At 57.7% G+C, this 17,010-nt stretch carries 15 protein-coding genes; 7 read left to right on the top strand and 8 right to left on the bottom strand.

Features of this window, described 5'->3' with window-relative positions:
* Positions 1-27 precede the first annotated feature (27 nt).
* The 5 genes from ACR0KJ_RS07175 to ACR0KJ_RS07155 all read left to right on the top strand — a co-directional run bounded on the left by ACR0KJ_RS07175 (position 28) and on the right by ACR0KJ_RS07155 (position 6,197).
* Positions 28-1,854, top strand: a complete 1,827-nt coding sequence (locus tag ACR0KJ_RS07175) for a BCCT family transporter (protein ID WP_480626309.1) — start codon at positions 28-30, stop codon at positions 1,852-1,854.
* A gap of 146 nt (positions 1,855-2,000) precedes the next feature.
* The gene (locus tag ACR0KJ_RS07170) at positions 2,001-3,548 is read left to right on the top strand and encodes a trimethylamine methyltransferase family protein (protein ID WP_480626308.1); all 1,548 of its coding nucleotides are present in this window, start codon (positions 2,001-2,003) and stop codon (positions 3,546-3,548) included.
* A 69-nt stretch (positions 3,549-3,617) separates the two neighbouring features.
* Positions 3,618-4,721, top strand: a complete 1,104-nt coding sequence (locus ACR0KJ_RS07165) for a mandelate racemase/muconate lactonizing enzyme family protein (protein WP_170452456.1) — start codon at positions 3,618-3,620, stop codon at positions 4,719-4,721.
* A gap of 13 nt (positions 4,722-4,734) precedes the next feature.
* The gene (locus tag ACR0KJ_RS07160; RefSeq protein WP_170452454.1) at positions 4,735-5,466 is read left to right on the top strand and encodes an SDR family oxidoreductase; all 732 of its coding nucleotides are present in this window, start codon (positions 4,735-4,737) and stop codon (positions 5,464-5,466) included.
* Positions 5,463-6,197: an SDR family NAD(P)-dependent oxidoreductase gene (locus tag ACR0KJ_RS07155; protein WP_480626307.1), complete on the top strand. Its 735-nt coding sequence runs from the start codon at positions 5,463-5,465 to the stop codon at positions 6,195-6,197. Before ACR0KJ_RS07160 ends, ACR0KJ_RS07155 begins: the two co-directional genes overlap by 4 nt.
* A gap of 11 nt (positions 6,198-6,208) precedes the next feature.
* Here the strand turns inward: ACR0KJ_RS07155 and ACR0KJ_RS07150 are convergent, their stop codons facing one another.
* From ACR0KJ_RS07150 to ACR0KJ_RS07135, 4 genes are read right to left on the bottom strand one after another with little or no spacing between them, the layout of a single operon-like run.
* On the bottom strand, positions 6,209-7,549 hold the full coding sequence (locus ACR0KJ_RS07150; protein ID WP_170452450.1) for an NAD(P)/FAD-dependent oxidoreductase: 1,341 nt from the start codon (positions 7,547-7,549) through the stop codon (positions 6,209-6,211).
* Positions 7,546-9,042 carry an aldehyde dehydrogenase gene (locus ACR0KJ_RS07145; protein WP_480626306.1) on the bottom strand — a complete coding sequence of 499 codons (1,497 nt, stop codon included), beginning with the start codon at positions 9,040-9,042 and terminating at the stop codon, positions 7,546-7,548. Before ACR0KJ_RS07145 ends, ACR0KJ_RS07150 begins: the two co-directional genes overlap by 4 nt.
* A gap of 3 nt (positions 9,043-9,045) precedes the next feature.
* The gene (locus ACR0KJ_RS07140) at positions 9,046-9,963 is read right to left on the bottom strand and encodes a dihydrodipicolinate synthase family protein (protein ID WP_170622983.1); all 918 of its coding nucleotides are present in this window, start codon (positions 9,961-9,963) and stop codon (positions 9,046-9,048) included.
* Positions 9,964-9,970: 7 nt separating this feature from the next.
* Positions 9,971-10,678: a GntR family transcriptional regulator gene (locus ACR0KJ_RS07135; RefSeq protein WP_480626305.1), complete on the bottom strand. Its 708-nt coding sequence runs from the start codon at positions 10,676-10,678 to the stop codon at positions 9,971-9,973.
* Between the two features lie 156 nt (positions 10,679-10,834).
* On the opposite strand from ACR0KJ_RS07135, the gene ACR0KJ_RS07130 reads away from it, so the two are divergent.
* The gene (locus ACR0KJ_RS07130) at positions 10,835-11,785 is read left to right on the top strand and encodes a GlxA family transcriptional regulator (RefSeq protein ID WP_170452443.1); all 951 of its coding nucleotides are present in this window, start codon (positions 10,835-10,837) and stop codon (positions 11,783-11,785) included.
* A gap of 294 nt (positions 11,786-12,079) precedes the next feature.
* On the opposite strand, the gene ACR0KJ_RS07125 is transcribed toward ACR0KJ_RS07130, so the two are convergent.
* Positions 12,080-13,087 carry an endonuclease/exonuclease/phosphatase family protein gene (locus ACR0KJ_RS07125; RefSeq protein WP_170452441.1) on the bottom strand — a complete coding sequence of 336 codons (1,008 nt, stop codon included), beginning with the start codon at positions 13,085-13,087 and terminating at the stop codon, positions 12,080-12,082.
* A 556-nt stretch (positions 13,088-13,643) separates the two neighbouring features.
* Between ACR0KJ_RS07125 and ACR0KJ_RS07120 the strand changes: the two genes are divergently transcribed.
* The gene (locus ACR0KJ_RS07120) at positions 13,644-14,222 is read left to right on the top strand and encodes a hypothetical protein (protein ID WP_480626304.1); all 579 of its coding nucleotides are present in this window, start codon (positions 13,644-13,646) and stop codon (positions 14,220-14,222) included.
* Positions 14,223-14,330: 108 nt separating this feature from the next.
* Here the strand turns inward: ACR0KJ_RS07120 and ACR0KJ_RS07115 are convergent, their stop codons facing one another.
* The 3 genes from ACR0KJ_RS07115 to ACR0KJ_RS07105 form a co-directional block, all read right to left on the bottom strand.
* A complete protein-coding gene (locus ACR0KJ_RS07115) occupies positions 14,331-14,714 on the bottom strand; it encodes a hypothetical protein (protein ID WP_480626303.1) in 384 nt (127 codons plus the stop codon).
* Positions 14,715-14,921: 207 nt separating this feature from the next.
* Positions 14,922-15,653, bottom strand: a complete 732-nt coding sequence (locus tag ACR0KJ_RS07110; protein ID WP_480626302.1) for a hypothetical protein — start codon at positions 15,651-15,653, stop codon at positions 14,922-14,924.
* Positions 15,654-15,981: 328 nt separating this feature from the next.
* Positions 15,982-16,650 (bottom strand): recombinase family protein, encoded by a 669-nt coding sequence (locus tag ACR0KJ_RS07105; RefSeq protein WP_480626301.1) that lies wholly within the window; start codon positions 16,648-16,650, stop codon positions 15,982-15,984.
* Between the last annotated feature and the right edge of the window lie 360 nt (positions 16,651-17,010).

Here is a 17,010-nt window from a genome sequence, read left to right as displayed (position 1 = left end):
ATCGGATCGACAGCACGGAGGAGAATTATGTCGGTACCTGAACCATTCACGGATCTAGAGATAGAAACGGCAGATGCCGGTTTCTATGAAAATTACAGCGTGCCTATCGCGCTGATCAGCAAGGGCATCATGGTGGCCTTGGTGCTGTGGGCGCTGGTGTTTCCGGCAAACGCAAACAGCACATTGGGCAGCTGGAACGGTCGGCTGCTTGAAAGCTTCAATGGCTTTTACGTGATTATTGTTGGCCTGTTCTTTTTCTTTCTGGCGATTGTCGCGATCATCCCCTCGACCGGAAAGCGAATCATGGGCACGCCGGGTGAAAAGCCCGAATTCTCGAATTTCTCGTGGTTTTCGATGATGTTCGGCGCCGGTCTGGGCGTTGGCCTGATGGTGTTTGCCACCGCCGAACCGCTGGGCCTGTGGGGGTCGAACCCTGTTGTCGTGTCCGGCTCGGTCGAAGGCAACAGCCCCGAGGCGCTGCAATCGGCCTACCGGTTCACCTATCTGCACTACGGCTTCCACGCCTGGGCGATCTACGTGGTGACCGGCCTGTCGCTGGCCTATTACGCCTATACGCGCAACATGCCCCTTACCATTCGCTCGGCGCTGACGCCTTTGTTCGGTCGGCTGATGAACGGCTTCCTGGGTCATGTGGTTGATGTGCTGGGCGTCGTGGCTACGATCCTCGGTGTCTCGGTGACCATCGGCTACGGTGTCAGCCAGTTCATCGATGGGGTCTACGCCATCACCGGCATGCAGTGGGTCATGGATCTGGGCGGAGACGTGCCAACCCCCAGCAAAGTGGGTCTGATTGCAGGTCTGCTGGTCATCATGTGCCTGTCGATCATCTCGGCTGTTTCGGGCGTCGGGCGCGGGGTTAAGTACCTGTCGAACCTCAATCTGGTGCTTTCGATCATCCTGCTGGGAACGTTCGTCGTGTTCGGGTCGTTCGTCTTTGCCATGACGACCTATGGTTCGGCGATGGTCGATTACATCCTGAACTTCCTGTCGCTCAGCTTCAGCGCCTATGGCCCGTTGTCTGCGGAATCTTTCGCAGCGGCCTTGCCTGCCGAGGCGCAGGCCCACGCCAACGACTTGTTCGGCGGCGCAACCAACGCCTGGGGCAGCTTTGACGGCTTCAAAGGCGGCCTTGAAGGCGCCGCAGCCGAGTTGGACGAGGCCACTCTGACCGCTGCATACGCTGCTGGTGAGCAGGGCCGTCAGTTCGGATGGCAAGCCGGTTGGACCACGTTCTACTGGGCCTGGTGGATCGCGTTCTCGCCCTTCGTGGGCCTGTTCCTTGCGCGTATCTCCAAGGGTCGTTCGGTGCGCGAGTTCATTCTGGGCTGTGTCTTTGCACCTGCACTGGTCTGCTTTGCCTGGATGACGGTTCTGGGTGGTACGGCGATTGATCTGGAACTGGCAGGTGCCGCAGAAGGTGCGATCATCGGGGCATCGAACACCAACAAACTGTTCGTGACCCTGTCTTACATGATCGACGGTGGGCTGCTGTCCATGCTGAACGTCATGTGCGTGATCCTGATCATGACTTTCCTCGTGACCTCAGCGGACTCGGGCATTCTGGTGATGAACACCATCATGTCGGGCGGCAGTCAGGAAACCGGCGTCAAGCATCGCATCATCTGGGGCGTTATCCTGACCGCTGTGATTGGCGCGCTGATCCTTGCAGCCGGGGACAACAACCCGATGGACGCACTGCGCAACGCGATGATCATCGGGGCGTTGCCCTTCACGATGGTCATGGGCTTGATGTGCGTCGCGCTGGGCAAGGCCCTGTTCCGCGACGGGCAGCGCGACAAGCACGCGGCCTCGTCTACGCAGGCGGCTGAATAGCGCCGTTTGCGATCCCTTGAAAACAACAAACGCCGCCCGAACGGGGCGGCGTTTTTCGTGTCGCTTCCTGCAAGCACATATCGCAATCAGAGAGGTGACAGCGCGGCGAATCCCCCATAGTGAAACGCAAGATGGAGGATTGCCAAGTGAACATCCGTACGACAACGCGCGCCGGTGGGCGCTCGGCCCGCCGCGCACTGCGTACCGCACCGAATTTTGACATGTTGCCCGGTCTGACCCGGGGCATTCCGCTATGCGAGGTTATGGACGGCAACCAAGTTGAACGCATCGACAATGCCTCGAAGGACATCCTTGAAAACGTCGGCGTTCAGTTCCGTGACCCGATTGCCCTGGAGGACTGGAAGAGGGCAGGGGCCAAGGTTGAAGGTGAGTTGGTCTATCTGGATCGGGGCCTTGTGCGCGAGTTGATCGCGACGATCCCGTCTGACTTCACATACCACGCCCGCGACCCTAACAAGAATGTACGTTTGGGTGGTAAACACTCGATCTTTGTGCCGATGACCGGCGCGCCCTTCCTGCGCGATCTGGACGATGTGCGCAGGAACCCCACGCTGGACGATCTGGCGATGTTTCACAAACTCAGCCACATGATGCCCGCGCTGCATTCCTCGGCGCATCATATCGTGGAACCGTATGACCATCCGATCAGCCAGCGGCATCTGCGCATAACCTATTCGTCGATGAAACACTCGGACAAGACGTTCATGGGCATGACCACCTCGCCCAAGAACGCCGAAGACGTGATGGAGATGTGCGCGATCCTGTTTGGCGAGGATTTCCTTGAGGATCACCCGGTCACCACTGGCAATTGCAATGGAAACTCACCGCTGGTCTGGGACGAGACGATGCTGGGCGCGATGCGGGCCTTTTGCCGCCGCAATCAGCCTGTCTTGTGTTCTCCGTTCGTTTTGGGTGGGGCCAATACGCCTGCATCTGTTCCCGCCACGGTCGCACAGCTAAACGCCGAGGCGCTGAGCGCGCTGGCCTATACGCAGGTCATCCGCAAAGGGGCTCCGGCGATCTATGGCCATTACCTGTCGACAGTGTCGATGAAATCCGGCGCACCGATGGCGGGTACGCCCGAGATCAGCCTCATGAACTTCATGATCGGTCAAATGGCGCGGTATTACGATGTACCTTGGCGCACCTCGAACACATTGGGCGGGGCCAAAACCTTTGACGCACAGGCAGGGTATGAATCGGCGACGACGCTGAGTGCGGTGATGCATGCCGGGGCGAACTACATCTGGCACAGTGCCGGGTGGAACGAGGCCGGAATGCATTGTTCGGTTGCCAAGTTCATTGTCGATGCCGAGCAATGCGCGATGGCCTACCGCATGGCCGAGGGGCCCAAATGGGGCGATTTCGACGAAGCACTCTCTGCCGTCCCCGAGGTCGGGCCTGGCGGGCATTATCTGGGCCACCCCCACACGCAGGACAATTTCCAAACCGCGTTCTTCATGCCAGAGATGTTCGATAACAACTCGATCGAACAATGGGTGGCCGAAGGTGAGGTCGAAATAACCGAACGCGCGTTGACCCACGCCCGCAAACTGCTGGCCGAGTATCAGGAACCCACGCTCGACATCGCCAAGAACGAAGAGCTGCTGGACTACATCGCCCGCCGGGAACGAGAGATCCCGGCCGCCGATGAGTTGAACCAGACCTACTAAAGAACACTCCCCGTACTGGCCCGCCCCTGCACAGGCGGGCCCTTTTTTGTTCATGATCCGAAGGCCAAAATGAAGATCGCCGAAATTCACATCTACAGCCACGAACTGCCGGTCAAAAACGGCCCCTACACGATGGCAAATGCCGAAGTTTGGGCGCTGGACACGACCCTTGTGAAACTTGTGGCCGAGAATGGTCTGGTGGGGTGGGGGGAAACCTGCCCGGTCGGTCCGACCTATGCCGAAGCCCATGCCGCCGGTGCCCGCGCCGCATTGGCCACAATGGCACCGGGCCTGATCGGGGCCGAGGTGCTGCCGGTGCCGCTGCATCGCCGGATGGATGTGGTGTTGAACGGGCATAACTACGCCAAGGCGGCGGTGGATATTGCGGCGCATGATCTGTTGGGCAAAGCGCTGGGCGTTTCGGTTGCTGATTTGTTGGGTGGCGCAGTGAGCCGCAGATTGCCCTCCTACTACGCGACCGGGGTCGGGGCACCGGACGACATCGCGCGGCTGGCGGGTGAGAAGCTGGCCGAAGGCTATCCTCGCCTGCAGATCAAGGTTGGTGGGCGCCCGGTCGAGCTGGATATCGAGACGATCCGCAAAGTGTGGGAGGTGATCCGGGGCTCGGGCATGAGGCTGGCGGTCGATGGCAATCGGGGCTGGACCACCCGCGATGCGCTGCGGGTCAGTCGCGAATGCCCCGAGATCCCGTTCATCATGGAACAACCCTGCAACACCATTGAGGATCTACAGAAAATCCGGCCACAGGTTCAGCATCCGATCTACATGGACGAAAACAGCACCAGCCTGAACACCGTTATCACTGCTGCGGGAACCGGTCTGGTGGACGGGTTCGGAATGAAACTCACTCGGGTCGGCGGTTTGCACCCCATGCGCGCCTTCCGTGACATTTGCGCGGCGCGCAACCTGCCGCATACCTGCGATGACAGTTGGGGCGGGGATATCATCGCTGCCGCCTGCACGCATATCGCGGCAACTGTGCGCCCGGACTTGTTGGAGGGCGTCTGGCTCGCAGCGCCTTATATTGATGGGCATTACGATCCAAAAAACGGCATTCAGATCAACGGCGGGCATATCGACCTGCCAACCGGGCCGGGCTTGGGTGTTATGCCTGACGAAAGCCTGTTCGGCGCGCCTGCCGCGTCATTTTAGATTGGGTGACAGAATGGATTTGAACGGAAAAGCAGCCCTTGTGACAGGCGCGGCAGGTGGGATCGGTACCGCACTGGTGCAGCGTTTGCGCGATGCCGGTGCGCGTGTCGCCGTGGCAGATCGCAATGTGGACGGGATCGAGGCCGAGGCGCATTTGCCAGGTGATCTTCTGAACCCCGATTACGCGGACGCTTTGCCCAAGGCGGCAGCTTCGGCTTTGGGTGGTCTGGATATCGTTCTCAACAATGCGGGCGTTATTACGCGCGGGTCTGTCACCGAGACCTCGGATGACGATTGGTCCTTGTCATTGGGCGTGAATGTCGAAGCCCCGTTTCGCATTTGTCGGGCCGCGATTCCGATCATGGCCGATTGCGGCGGTGGAGCCATCGTCAACACAGCCTCTTGCTGGGGGCTGCGTCCGGGGCCGAACCACGCGGTCTATTGCATGACCAAGGCGGCCATCGCGTCGCTAACGCAGTGCATGGGGATGGATCATGCGCATCAGGGCATCCGCATCAATGCCGTTTGCCCGAATGAGGTGAACACGCCGATGTTGCGCTCGGGCTTTGAAAAGCGGGGATTTGACCCCGACACCGCCGTGGCCGAGCTGGGCCAGACCGTACCGCTGGGCCGCATAGCCGAGCCTGAGGATGTCGCAGATGTCATTATGTTCCTTGTCTCGGACGCGTCGCGTTATGTTTGCGGCACATTGGTTGAAGTGAACGGAGGCAAGCCGGTCTCATGACGCGATTTGAAGGCAAAACCGCGCTTGTCACCGGCGGGCGCAGCGGGATTGGTCGGGCCATTGCCGAACGGCTGCGGCACGAAGGCGCGCGCGTGTTTACGGCGCAGCGTGGGGCAGACCCGGAGCTTGAATGGATCACGGCGGACTTTACCGATCCGGATAGTCCCCGGCGGGTGGTGGATGCCGTTATCGCCAAGGCCGGGCGTCTGGATGTTCTGGTCAACAACGCAGGTATGATGCAGGAATCCTCGGTCGAGGATATGAGCCTTGAGGACTGGCAGCGCACTCTGACCGTCAATCTGACAGCGCCCTTCCTGATGATAAAAGCCGCGCTGCCGCATCTGCGCAAAACGCGGGGTTGCATCGTAAATACCGGATCGATCGAAGGTTTGGGCAGCAATCCCGGTCACGCGGCCTATTGCGCGTCCAAGGCCGGTTTGCATAGCCTGACCCGCGCTGTTGCTGTGGATCACGGGGCCGAAGGCGTCCGCTGCAACGCGGTCGCGCCGGGGTGGATCGACACCGACCTGAACGAGGATTTCGTCAACGCGATGCCCGATCCCGATGCGTTTCGCCGAGATATTGCAAATATCCACCCTGTCGCCCGGACCGGACGGCCCGAGGAAGTTGCGGCGCTAGTCGCGTTTCTGGCCTCGGAGGATGCGGCATTCATCACCGGGCAGATATACACCGTTGATGGTGGGCGAATGGCAAAGCTCAGCCTGCCCTGAGACCTTCGGCGCTATTCCTTGCCCGAGCGCCATTCCTTCCAGATCAGATAGCTGTTTGCCCCGAGCGAGGCGAAGGGCTCGGGCGGCAGGCGCGGTAGGTCCGGCTGCGCCAGAAAGTGATCCGCGATTTCTGAACCGCCCTGCAGCACAAGCTCGGCAATGCCCATTCCTTGCAATGTCCCGCGGGCGATGCCGAGGCCGTTCTGGCAGCAGGCAGAAAAGATGCCGTCCTCCAGTTGTCCAAAGGCGGCTGATCCATTGCGGCTGAGGCAGAGCATTCCGGCCCAGCGATGCTCCATCCTCACATCAGGCAAATGCGGGAAGCGTTCCGTGAACTTCCGGTCATGCACCCAGCCCGCGTTGCGCAACCGCATCGGGCTGGTTTCGATGCTCGGGTGAAAGCTGGAACAGGTGCGGATCAGGATGCGATCCCCATAGCTGCCCGACACGCGCCGGACCGAGGTGCCCATCGGATCGGCCGGCGTTGCCGACCAGCGCGACTGCCCGCCTAGCGTATTGATCTGCGCCTCGGTCAGCGGGGCCGTGATCGAGGCGTAGAGGCAGATATGCATCAACTGCCGCTGGTAGAACCCAAAGCTTTCAAGATGGCCGTTATTGGCCAGAATGATCCGCCCGGTGCTGACCCTGGCCTTGGGGGTGTTGACCACCCAACCTGCACCTTGCTTTTCAAAACCGGTGACCGGAGAGTTCTCGAACACGTCGATCTGTTCCGCCAGTCGGGCCGACAGCGCCCGGATATAGGCTGCTGGCTGGATCATCACCGTTCCCGGTGCATAAAGACCCGAGGTATAATGCGGGCTGCCCGTAATCTCTTGCATCTGCTGTTGATCATAAAGCGTATGCGGCTCGCCCAGTTTGGTCAGATGCTCGGCAAATTCGTGATTATGCGCGTCACCCGCCTTGGTGGCGGCGGCGTTGTACTTGCCGCACGGGTCGAACATCTCCTGCGGCAGGTCGCACTCATCGGCCACTTCGGTCGCAAAACCGATGGCCTTGCGGTTCAGCGCGATGGCGGCGCGATCCGCCTCTAACCCTTCGCCCGCGTAATTGTCCGAGGCCAGATCATGCGGCAGGTCGATCATGAACCCCGAGTTCCGCCCTGCCGAGCTGTCAGCGAATTGGGCCGCCTCCAGCAGAACGATTTTCAGGGACGGATCCAGTTGGTGCAGCCGTCGCGCCGTGCTGAGCCCGGCAAACCCGCCACCGACAATGGTGATGTCGGCGTTTTGGTCCTGTTCCAGCACCGGCAGGGGCGTCTGGGATGGCAGGATGGCATTCCATCCCGCCGGGCCGGTCTGCCGGGGCAGTCTTTTGGCCTTGAACCGTGTCAATCCACGGCCTCGTCCGCGTCATCGGCCAGATCGATCCAGATGGTTTTCAACTGAGTGTACTGGTCATGGGCATGGACCGAGTTGTCGCGACCACCAAAACCCGATTGCTTGTAGCCGCCAAACGGGGTGGTGATGTCGCCCTCACCAAAACTGTTGACTGTGACGGTACCCGCCCGGATCGCCCGCGCGCCGCGAATGGCGCGCTTTGCGTTGGCGGTGAAGATCGAGGCGCAGAGGCCATAGTCGGTGTCGTTGGCAAGCTTGATGGCCTCATCAAAGCCCGACACTTCGATCACCGACAGAACGGGGCCGAAGATTTCCTCGCGCGCCAGAGTGGCGTCATTGCCGGGCACTTCGACCACAGTGGCTTCGACAAAGCCCCTCTCAGCTTTTCCTCCAATGACCACGTTTTCGGCCTGATCCAGATAGCCGCACACTTTGTTGTAGTGCCCTTCGCTGACCAGCGCGCCCATACGGGTTTCCGGGTCAAGCGGGTCGCCGATATTCCACTGTTTGGCGTGATGCGCGATGCGCTCCAGCAGTTCCTCTTTCACGTCCTTATGCACGATCAGGCGGGACGAGGCCGAGCAGTTCTCGCCCATATTCCAGAACGCGCCGTTCACCACATGCGCGGCCACACGATCCAGGTTTTCGGCGTCCTCCATCACGATGGCGGGGTTCTTTCCGCCCATCTCAAGCACCACCTCTTTGGCGTTGCTTTCAGCAGAGTAGGTCAGGAACCGCTTTCCGGTGACGGTCGATCCGGTGAAGGACACCATGTCGATATCCGGATGCCGCCCAATCGGTTCTCCGACGTCGGCCCCGCCACCGGGCACGATATTCAGCACGCCGCGCGGCAGACCGGCCTCCATCGCCAGTTCGGCCAGACGCAAAGCAGTCAGCGTGGTTTCCGCTGCCGGTTTGACAACGACCGAACAGCCTGCTGCCAGAGCAGGCCCGATCTTCCACGCCAGCATCAGCAGGGGGAAGTTCCACGGTAGCACCAGCCCGACAACGCCGATGGGTTCGCGCACCACCATGGCGATGTGATCGTCGCTGGCGGGTGAGACCTGATCGTAAATCTTGTCAATCGCCTCGGCGTGCCATTTCAGGCAGTGAATCGTCTCGGGCACGTCCACGGTTTCGCAGTCATAGATGGTCTTGCCGCTGTCGATGCTCTCCATCACCGCCAGTTCGCGCGCGTTGCGTGTCATCAGCTTGCACAGCCGGATCAGCACGTCCTTGCGCTCGGATGGATGCAGTTTCGACCAGCGGCCATCGTCAAATGCCTCACGCGCCTTTTCGACAGCAAAATCCACATCCGCCGCACCGCAGGCGGCGATTTCGGCCAGTTTTTCGCCGGTGGCGGGGTTCACCGTCCCGAATGTCTCACCCGAGATCGCCGGGCGGAATGCGCCATCAATGAAGGCTCCGGTCGGCAGTTCCAGATTGGCAGCGATGGATTTGTATTCGTCCTTAGTAAGCAATCCCATGCCTTAGCCCTCCGCCACGATATCTGCGATTGTCTTTTTCAATACGCGCGTCACCTGTTCTAGCGCGCGCTTGTCGTCCTTGTTCAGACCTTTCAACGGAGGCCGCATCGCGCCCGCGTCGATCCCGTTCATGGTCACACCGTGTTTGATGGTCTGGATGAATTTGCCGCCCTGTTCCAGCACCCGCATCAGCGGCATCATGGCGGACATGATCCGGCGACCCTTGGCGAAATTGCCCTCGATCACGCAGGCCTGATACAGGGCCACATGCTCTGCAGGCAGGAAGTTCGACCCGCCGCAGACCCAGAACGGTGCGCCCCAGGCAAAGAACTCCAGCGCCTGATCGTCCATGCCGCAGCCCAGCTGGATATGCGGATAGTCGCGCGCCAGCAGATGCACCCGGTTGATATCCCCCGAGCTTTCCTTGATGCCGCAGAAGTTGCGACTGCGACCCACGCGGTCGAGGAATTCCTCACCCATCATCGTGCCGGTGCGGTGTGGGTAGTTATACAGCATGACAGGCAAGTCAGCGGCTTTGTCGATGGCCAGCGCGTTCAGTGCGTTTTCGCGATCGGTTGGCACTGAATAGGGCGGGCTGGCCAGCAGGATGGCATCGGCACCGATCTCACGCGCGCCCGAGGCCAGGGCAATCGAATCCGGTGTCAGCATTGCCCCGGTTCCTACGACCAACGGCAGACGGCCCTTCAACTGCTCATGCGTGAACCGCGCCAGTTCCAGCCGTTCCTCGACAGTCTGCGCATAGTTCTCACCGGTCGACCCGCCCGAGATCAGGCCGTGCACGCCATTCTCAATCAGGTATTCGATCACCTGCGCCAGAGCGTCCCAATTCACGCGTCCATCGTCGTGATAGGGCGTGACCACCGGGGTATAGATTCCCTCAAATCTGAAAATCGGGTTCATTCCGTCCTCATGCAGGTTTCGAAAGTGGGACGCCCATCGGGACATCCAGCGCGTCGGGCATAACGAACAGCTCGATCTGATCGCGTGACAGGTTCCAGTGATCCTCAGCCAGCTGCGCAGCAGCCGCCTCATCGCCCGCCTCGATGGCGGCGATGATGGCGTCGTGCTGACGGCTGGCTTCTGACAGGTTTTCGGACATTTTGGCCGTCTGAGGCCGGTAAAAGGTCATCCCGATCCGGGCGTGATCGATCAGCAACCGGTTAAACGACGGCAGCAAGTAGACATTGCCTGACATCTCTCCGGTCACGTCATGAAAGCGGTTGTTGGCCAGTGCGCGATCCTCGGCAGACCCCGACCGCAATGCTGCCTTAAAGGCGTGTTGGGCGTCTTTCAAAGCGTCCATCTGCGCGTGCGTGGCGTTTTGCGCCGCTAGCCGCAGGATTGCGCCGTAGATCATTGGGGCTGCCAGAAAGAAGTCGCGCAATGTGGTGTAAGACATCTCGGACACCCGCGCACTGCGATTGGCGCGCAGATCCAGATAGCCCTCGCCTGCCAACTGCCTGAACACTTCGCGCAGCGGCGTCCGGGACAGGCCAAATGCATCGGACAGATGCGCCTCATCCAGATCGGTGCCGGGTTGCAGGCGCAGCGTCAGAATCGCGACCTTCAGATGCTCGGTCAGTTCGGTTTTGCGGGACTTGGCATCGTCTTTCATCAGGGCCCTCTGGCTTGGCGCGGACGAATCACAAATCCGGCCGCCGTGCACCACCTGTATTCGAAAAAAATACAACTTGTATACAGAAAAAAATCGTGCAGCATGACACTTCCTGAAAGACTCGGGCGCGAACTGCCCAATTGAACTGGAAACACCATGCGCCAAACGCGGCACATCACCTTCATCCTGGTCGAGGAGTTTTCGCACCTCGCCTTTTCCTGCGCGGTCGAGCCGTTGCGGATTGCCAATCTGGTCAGCGATGAAAAGCTATATGAGTGGACCCTGCTGTCCGAAGATGGCGAACGTGCGGTGTGCTCGAACGAGCTGGTGACTTTGGTGCATGGCGGTTTGGATGACCTGACCAAAACGGACCAATTATTCGTGTTGTCGGGCATTCACATGCGCAATCACGTCACGCGACCGTTGCTGTCCACTCTTAGGCGCGAACGGGCGCGGGGGACGCCAATTGGGGCGTTGTGTTCCGGGGCGTGGCTGCTGGCCGAGGCCGGTTTTCTGGACGGGATGCAGGCCGCAATTCACTGGGAATATCACGACGCGTTCATGGAGGCGTTTCCCGAAGTGAACCTGGTGCGCAGCGTATTTGTGGCTGACGAAAAGCACATCACCGCCTCGGGCGGCACGGCGACGGCGGACCTGATGCTGCACCTGATCGAACGCGACCACGGAGAGGAACTGGCCATCGAGGTGGCCGATCAGATGGTCTATAACGCCGTCCGAAACGCCACCGCAAAACAGCGCGTCTCGCTTCAGTCGCGCAACGGGATGCGCAATGCACATCTGGCCAAGGCAATCCAGATCATGCAGGGCAGTATCGAAACGCCGGTCTCGCCATCCGACATTGCCGAGACCTTGGGTATTTCGACGCGCCAGTTAGAGCGTTTGTTCGGCAAATACCTCAACACCTCGCCCAAGAAATACCTGATGGAGATGCGTTTGGAGCGGGCACAGAAGCTGTTGTTGCAAACCGAAGCCTCAATCACCGAGGTCGCCATTGCCTGTGGCTTTGAAAATCCCGGCCATTTCTCACGCGTGTACCGGTCAAGCTTTGGTGTGACGCCGCATTCGCAAAGAAACAAGATAGACTAAGAACGGCAAGGCGGGGGGAGCACAGCAATCATCCGAAAATCGGACAATCGCGTGCTCACCCCCTGAACCCGCCGAGATACCCCCTCGTTAAAAAATCTGACTAGTCAACCGTTCGGTGGGCTTAGGTGTCGATATATATCGATATTGGCATAACTATTGCGAGATCATGTCACTTGTGCGTTAGTTTCTGCCACAATGATTAACATTTGAACCTTGATGAGGTCAGATGCTGGATATGAAACGCGAAATCGGGCGCTGATGATCGCGGCTAAGTTCGCCAAAAACGGCCCTTCATCAATCACCCGCCCACATCCCGAAAGAGCTTTCGTCAAACTCGGCGACCATGGGTGCGTGGTCGGATTCTGGGAATTTGCTGTCGGTTGCGAAGGCGATGCTTTCGTCGTGGATAAGTTCGTTATGAATCTCGGCATTCACAAAACTTGCCATCATTCGGCGCGACACAAGCATATGGTCCAGCAGGTTGGGCTTTCCGTGGTGATACAGGGTAAAGCGGCGGCTTTGCGCAACGGATAGTGCGACAGGGTGCATGACCCGGTCATTCAACGCGGGGTTTCCAGTGTCCTCGGTCGTACCGCGAATGGCCATGATCGGCACGTCGTTGGGCTCGGCATTGAAATCGCCGCAGATCAGGATTTTGGCGTTCGGCTCGTTCTCGAAGATACCGTCGACAAACAAACGCGCCTCCAGTGCTGCACCGACCCGTTTCATGGATGAAATGAAGTACCCTTCGGCCCAACCCGCCGCGCTGGCCCATTTGTAATTTGTTGGCCCCTGTCCCGGAATCGGAGTGGGGATCTTCGACTTGAAGTGGACGTTCAGAATGTGGATCGGATCCTCCTGACCTTTCCTCAACCGCACATAAAGGGACGGACGTTCCCATTTGACGTCCAAAGGACCCGGATTGCCGGTTGCCGTGACCCGCGAATAGGACGGCGGATTTACCAGCGTGTTCTGAACCTCCCGAACCTCTTCAACGGTCATGTCGGGCGAAGACGCAACAACCAGATTGCGGTATCTTTCGACATCGGGTTTGTTTTTCAGCGTGGTAGAAGAGAGTGTAAATTGCTCGTACCTGGTGCCCGTCAGCAACGTGTCAAGCGCCCGAAGCTGCCGCGGGCCGCTGTCCATATCCTGCCCGTGAACTTCCTGAAAACAGATGACATCTGCCCGCAGTCTTTCCAGCATCGGCTGCAGGATTTTGACGCGATCATTAAAGGCGGCGGTGCTGTTTTCTGATGTGCCGTCGTCGAGGTTCTCAATGTTGAAAGTCGCAAAACGCATGGCGTGCTCCTCAATGAAATGAATACAAAAACGCTAACATATTGGGGTAGAAATGATACCGTTTTGAGACAAACGACTGAATAGATGGCGGATCTTCTGATAGGGCCACATGATCGCTATTCGTGCAAAAACTGGACCCTGAGGACAAGTTTACCGCCCGGTTCTAGGGTCATATTCTGTAGGTTTGCCTAAGGATTGCCCGAAGCGACCATTGCCGCCAGCGAAATCATGGCTTCGCTAGGAATGCACAACACTAAAAGCGGGATGGTGCTGCTGGAGAGAATTGAACTCAGTCCGAAGTGCTTCAGTGTATTGATTTTATTACATAAAAATTTCCCTGACGCAATCTCTGTGTAGCAGCGTTGTGGGGGAGCTATCTGTCCAGCCAAACGATAGCGCTGCCTCACTGCCGAGATTTGCTGGGGACGATGGTGTAGCCAGTGTCACTTAGGGCTGTCTTCTTGCAAAAAATTCTGAACTGGAGTCGACGGCTACATTCTGAATAGTAGTCCCGATAGTTCATACCTCATCTGAATTAGGTTTTCGTGGCTCCCTTATGTTGACTGCTGAAGAAAAGATACTTCTGCTCGACGAAGTCGCTAGCAATGCGCGCTCGTCGTGGCAGATACATCTCCTTGGTCATGAGCGTTTTTCAGGTGTTCCAGAGAAGCATCGCCAGCACCCAGCTTACCTAGGCTTTTGCAATATGAGAAACCTATTAAGCGTGAGTCTCATGACATCTTGCTACGCGCTCGTTGATACCAACAAAAAGACCTATTCGCTGCATAGTGCAGTTGAAGACCCTGAACTTAACGTCTCTTCAAACGTAATTAGAAACTGTGAAACCTGTTTTGCATTAAGAGGCAAAATCGCAAAATATCGCAATAACGTGGTTGCTCACGTTAACTCCAAACGAACTCAATTTGATTGGGCTCAAGCCGCCGACATAAAGAATAGCGAGATTGATTCTTTCCTTGATAGTGCGAGAGCGGCCATCAGAGAACTAGCGGAGGACAACCTTGAAGAAGGATTCGTTCCGGTCTTAACAATGCCGGTTCGGAGCTTCTTTATTGAATACTGTCGCGCGATGGCTGGGGCTGAAGGAAAGGTGACCAAGGCAAATAAAGAGGATTGACCCTCAGGCTCCGCTGACGGATTGCGCCTAAGCGCGGCAACCGAACGAGAGAGTATCGCCGCGCCAGTTATTGAGTCTTACTTTCACCATTGGCCAAGAGACTTAGGTTCAATTGGTCGTGCCGCTGAATTCCTCGTGTTTGATGATCGTTTCGATTCCACAGGCCATAAGAGCTGCCAAGACCTCAGCCTTTGAGATTTCCTTCCCGGTGGCCGTGAGGTGTCGCTTCTGAAGCAGTTCAAGCGTTGCCATCTGGTCTATGCGGATGCGGGCGTTCGTCCATGTTGGTCGGTCTTGCCAAGGGAATTTGGCCGAAGATGCCCTTTGCTGATGTAGCGCATCGACAACCGAGTTTTCCTCAGCGCTGTTGAATGCCATGGGATGAACCAAATCTTTCAACCGGTTGCGTAGGTATCTCGTCCATCGGGTTCGATTGCGCTCGCCGACTGTGGTGGCATCTGAGCCAGTTGGACGCGTGTAAGTTTTGGTCATGCTTTTCCTTTCGGGCATAGAAAAACCTTGCCGGATGGGCCGACAGGGAGCGAAAATCGTCGTGGGTGGTCAAATTGACCATATAACGTGACCACCCTGAGGCCCATTCACGCTCCCTTGCAGGCTCACCTTGGGGTTCATTGAGGGTGCCTCGACGGCTCATTGAAGGTCGTCGGGTGCCGAGTGTAGAACGTCTGTTCGTCTTCGTCAGAAGTCGTCGTTCTCCATGGCATCTTCCCAATCAGCGACGCATTTGATTGCTTCAGCCAGATCGCTTGCGGTGAAGGCTTCAATGAGTGCCGTTGAGAACAGTCGGAAGTTGTGCCGTTGTGATTTGCCTGCGGCCTGCCGGAGCTTTCGCTTCATGACTGTGGCTCTCTGCCGGAACTCTTCCTCGGATATGTCCTCGGGTTCCCAGTTGGAGGTTCCTTTGTCGGTTATCCAGTTTCCTGAGATGTGCGTGGTGCCCGCTTCTTGGAGTTCTCGCCATCTCGATCTCATCGTGCCAACGGTTGTGCGGGAGACCCCAGTCGCTTCCACGGTGTCTTTCTTGGACACCTCGGAGAACTCTCTTACAATCTTCCAAGCCGCGTTCACACGCTCCATGGCGGTCAGACTTCTCGAGACCTTTCGGTTTGCCATCAAGGCGGCCATGAAGGCGTCCTTTTGGTCTCCTTCAATGACAACGCAAAGGATGCCCTCATTGGTGCCGGGGAACGCTTCCTCGAAGGCGGCCAGCCGGTGCATGCCATCTACCATCACATATGCGGTCGGTGCTTCAGAGGGTGCCTTACGAACGGTGATAGGGTCCACCATAACGCCATTACGATAGAGGTTCCTAAGGGTGCGGACGTGGGTCTCGTCGATCCCGGTGGAACGAATGTTCAGGTTGTCGTCAAAGCAGATTTCTCTTGGGAGAAGGCGTGTTTGTTCGAGCATGATAGTTACCTTTCTACATGCGCGTTGGGTTTCAGGTTTTTTTGGGTGTGTCAGCCGTGGGGGCGCAGTCGGCTTGATTTGCTACAAAATGCGAAAAGCACCGATAGCACCCCCGGTCAGGCATGCACTCTCACAAGCCCGACGTGGCAACCAAAGGGCAACCGATACGGTCCCGCGAAAGCGACACCAAGACTGAGCATCTTTCTTTTCGCTAAAGGGGCGGGCCTTCATCGCTTAGCCAAAGCAGGGATAAAATCTCCGCGTGTTGACCGGCTGACCGCTCAGGACCGCTCTTTTAGGACTAGTATGTGGGTTCTGACGTTTCGCGTTAGGCAGCGTCTTGTGGCCGAGCCCACATGTCCCATTTGATGAGCATGGATTTTGCTTTCTGAGGGTCTGCGGCAATGCGAATGACGGCGTTCCGGTTGAGACCCGTTGCCTTCGCAATCGCTGAGTGGCCCTGACCAGCTTCAGCGAGTGCCGTCACCTCTTCAAACTGTTCGCGATTGAACGTGGGCTTTCGCCCCCTGAATTTTTCAGGCGAAGTAGCTTTGTGATGAGCGATACCCGCAGCCTGAGCTTCCTTGGTTGCTTGTGCCTGAGCTTCGGCCTGTGCCGCCATGAAACCGATAAGGGCGTCTCTCACAGCTTCGTCTGTGGCGCTCTTGGGGTGCGCTTCAAACGTCTGTCGGTTGATCACAGTTTTGATGGTCACACCGCGACGCAGCAACTCCCTGAGAGTATCGGTAACATCCCGGTAGTTTCTTCCCAATCGGTCTAGCCAGCGAACAACCAAAGTGTCCCCATCGCGCAACTTGTGAAGGAGTTCTTTTCCGCCTTCCCTGTCGGCCAGCCTCGTGCTGACCCCAGAGGTTCCATGGTCTGTGATTACATCTTCGGCGAGGATGTGAAAGCCAGCGTCCTGCGCCTGCTTTAACTGGTGTTCGCTGGTCTGTTCAGTGGTGGAGACGCGGACATAGAGGAATGTTTTGGTCATGGGCTGCCTGTTCATTTGGATTCTGTTCACAGACATGAGGTGTTCATAATGTAAAGTCAACCCTAGTGAACACCACAGCAAGCGTCCCACGACCTGTTCGCTAGAGCATACCCTGTGAACAGTATTTATTTGCCTTCTTATCGTTTTTTTGAATTGGGCTGCAATTGAGTAGATCAGAAGTAACCTCTCCAAGACCATCACAGCCAACACTAAAGGTGTGCCATTCAGTCTCTCTTTGAGCGACAATAGAGAAGCGACCAAAGCAGATATCGAAGATGATCATATGTTGTCCTTTTGGGGATTTACGACGCAAGCAGAGATACCATGTGGCGGCATCACGGGCGCACGCCAAGATGGCGT

The sequence above is a fragment of the Ruegeria sp. AD6 genome, from assembly GCF_056542325.1.
The sequence above is the reverse complement of the archived record's forward strand: the minus strand, read 5'-3'. Positions and strand labels throughout refer to the sequence as shown.

Coding starts and splice junctions, on each gene's coding strand:
- ACR0KJ_RS07135 (WP_480626305.1), bottom strand. CDS start 10,678: ATGAAAGACGATGCCAAGTCCCGCAAAACCGAACTGACCGAGCATCTG.
- ACR0KJ_RS07155 (WP_480626307.1), top strand. CDS start 5,463: ATGACGCGATTTGAAGGCAAAACCGCGCTTGTCACCGGCGGGCGCAGC.
- ACR0KJ_RS07120 (WP_480626304.1), top strand. CDS start 13,644: ATGTTGACTGCTGAAGAAAAGATACTTCTGCTCGACGAAGTCGCTAGC.
- ACR0KJ_RS07160 (WP_170452454.1), top strand. CDS start 4,735: ATGGATTTGAACGGAAAAGCAGCCCTTGTGACAGGCGCGGCAGGTGGG.
- ACR0KJ_RS07140 (WP_170622983.1), bottom strand. CDS start 9,963: ATGAACCCGATTTTCAGATTTGAGGGAATCTATACCCCGGTGGTCACG.
- ACR0KJ_RS07145 (WP_480626306.1), bottom strand. CDS start 9,042: ATGGGATTGCTTACTAAGGACGAATACAAATCCATCGCTGCCAATCTG.
- ACR0KJ_RS07130 (WP_170452443.1), top strand. CDS start 10,835: ATGCGCCAAACGCGGCACATCACCTTCATCCTGGTCGAGGAGTTTTCG.
- ACR0KJ_RS07110 (WP_480626302.1), bottom strand. CDS start 15,653: ATGCTCGAACAAACACGCCTTCTCCCAAGAGAAATCTGCTTTGACGAC.
- ACR0KJ_RS07105 (WP_480626301.1), bottom strand. CDS start 16,650: ATGACCAAAACATTCCTCTATGTCCGCGTCTCCACCACTGAACAGACC.
- ACR0KJ_RS07115 (WP_480626303.1), bottom strand. CDS start 14,714: ATGACCAAAACTTACACGCGTCCAACTGGCTCAGATGCCACCACAGTC.
- ACR0KJ_RS07175 (WP_480626309.1), top strand. CDS start 28: ATGTCGGTACCTGAACCATTCACGGATCTAGAGATAGAAACGGCAGAT.
- ACR0KJ_RS07165 (WP_170452456.1), top strand. CDS start 3,618: ATGAAGATCGCCGAAATTCACATCTACAGCCACGAACTGCCGGTCAAA.
- ACR0KJ_RS07125 (WP_170452441.1), bottom strand. CDS start 13,087: ATGCGTTTTGCGACTTTCAACATTGAGAACCTCGACGACGGCACATCA.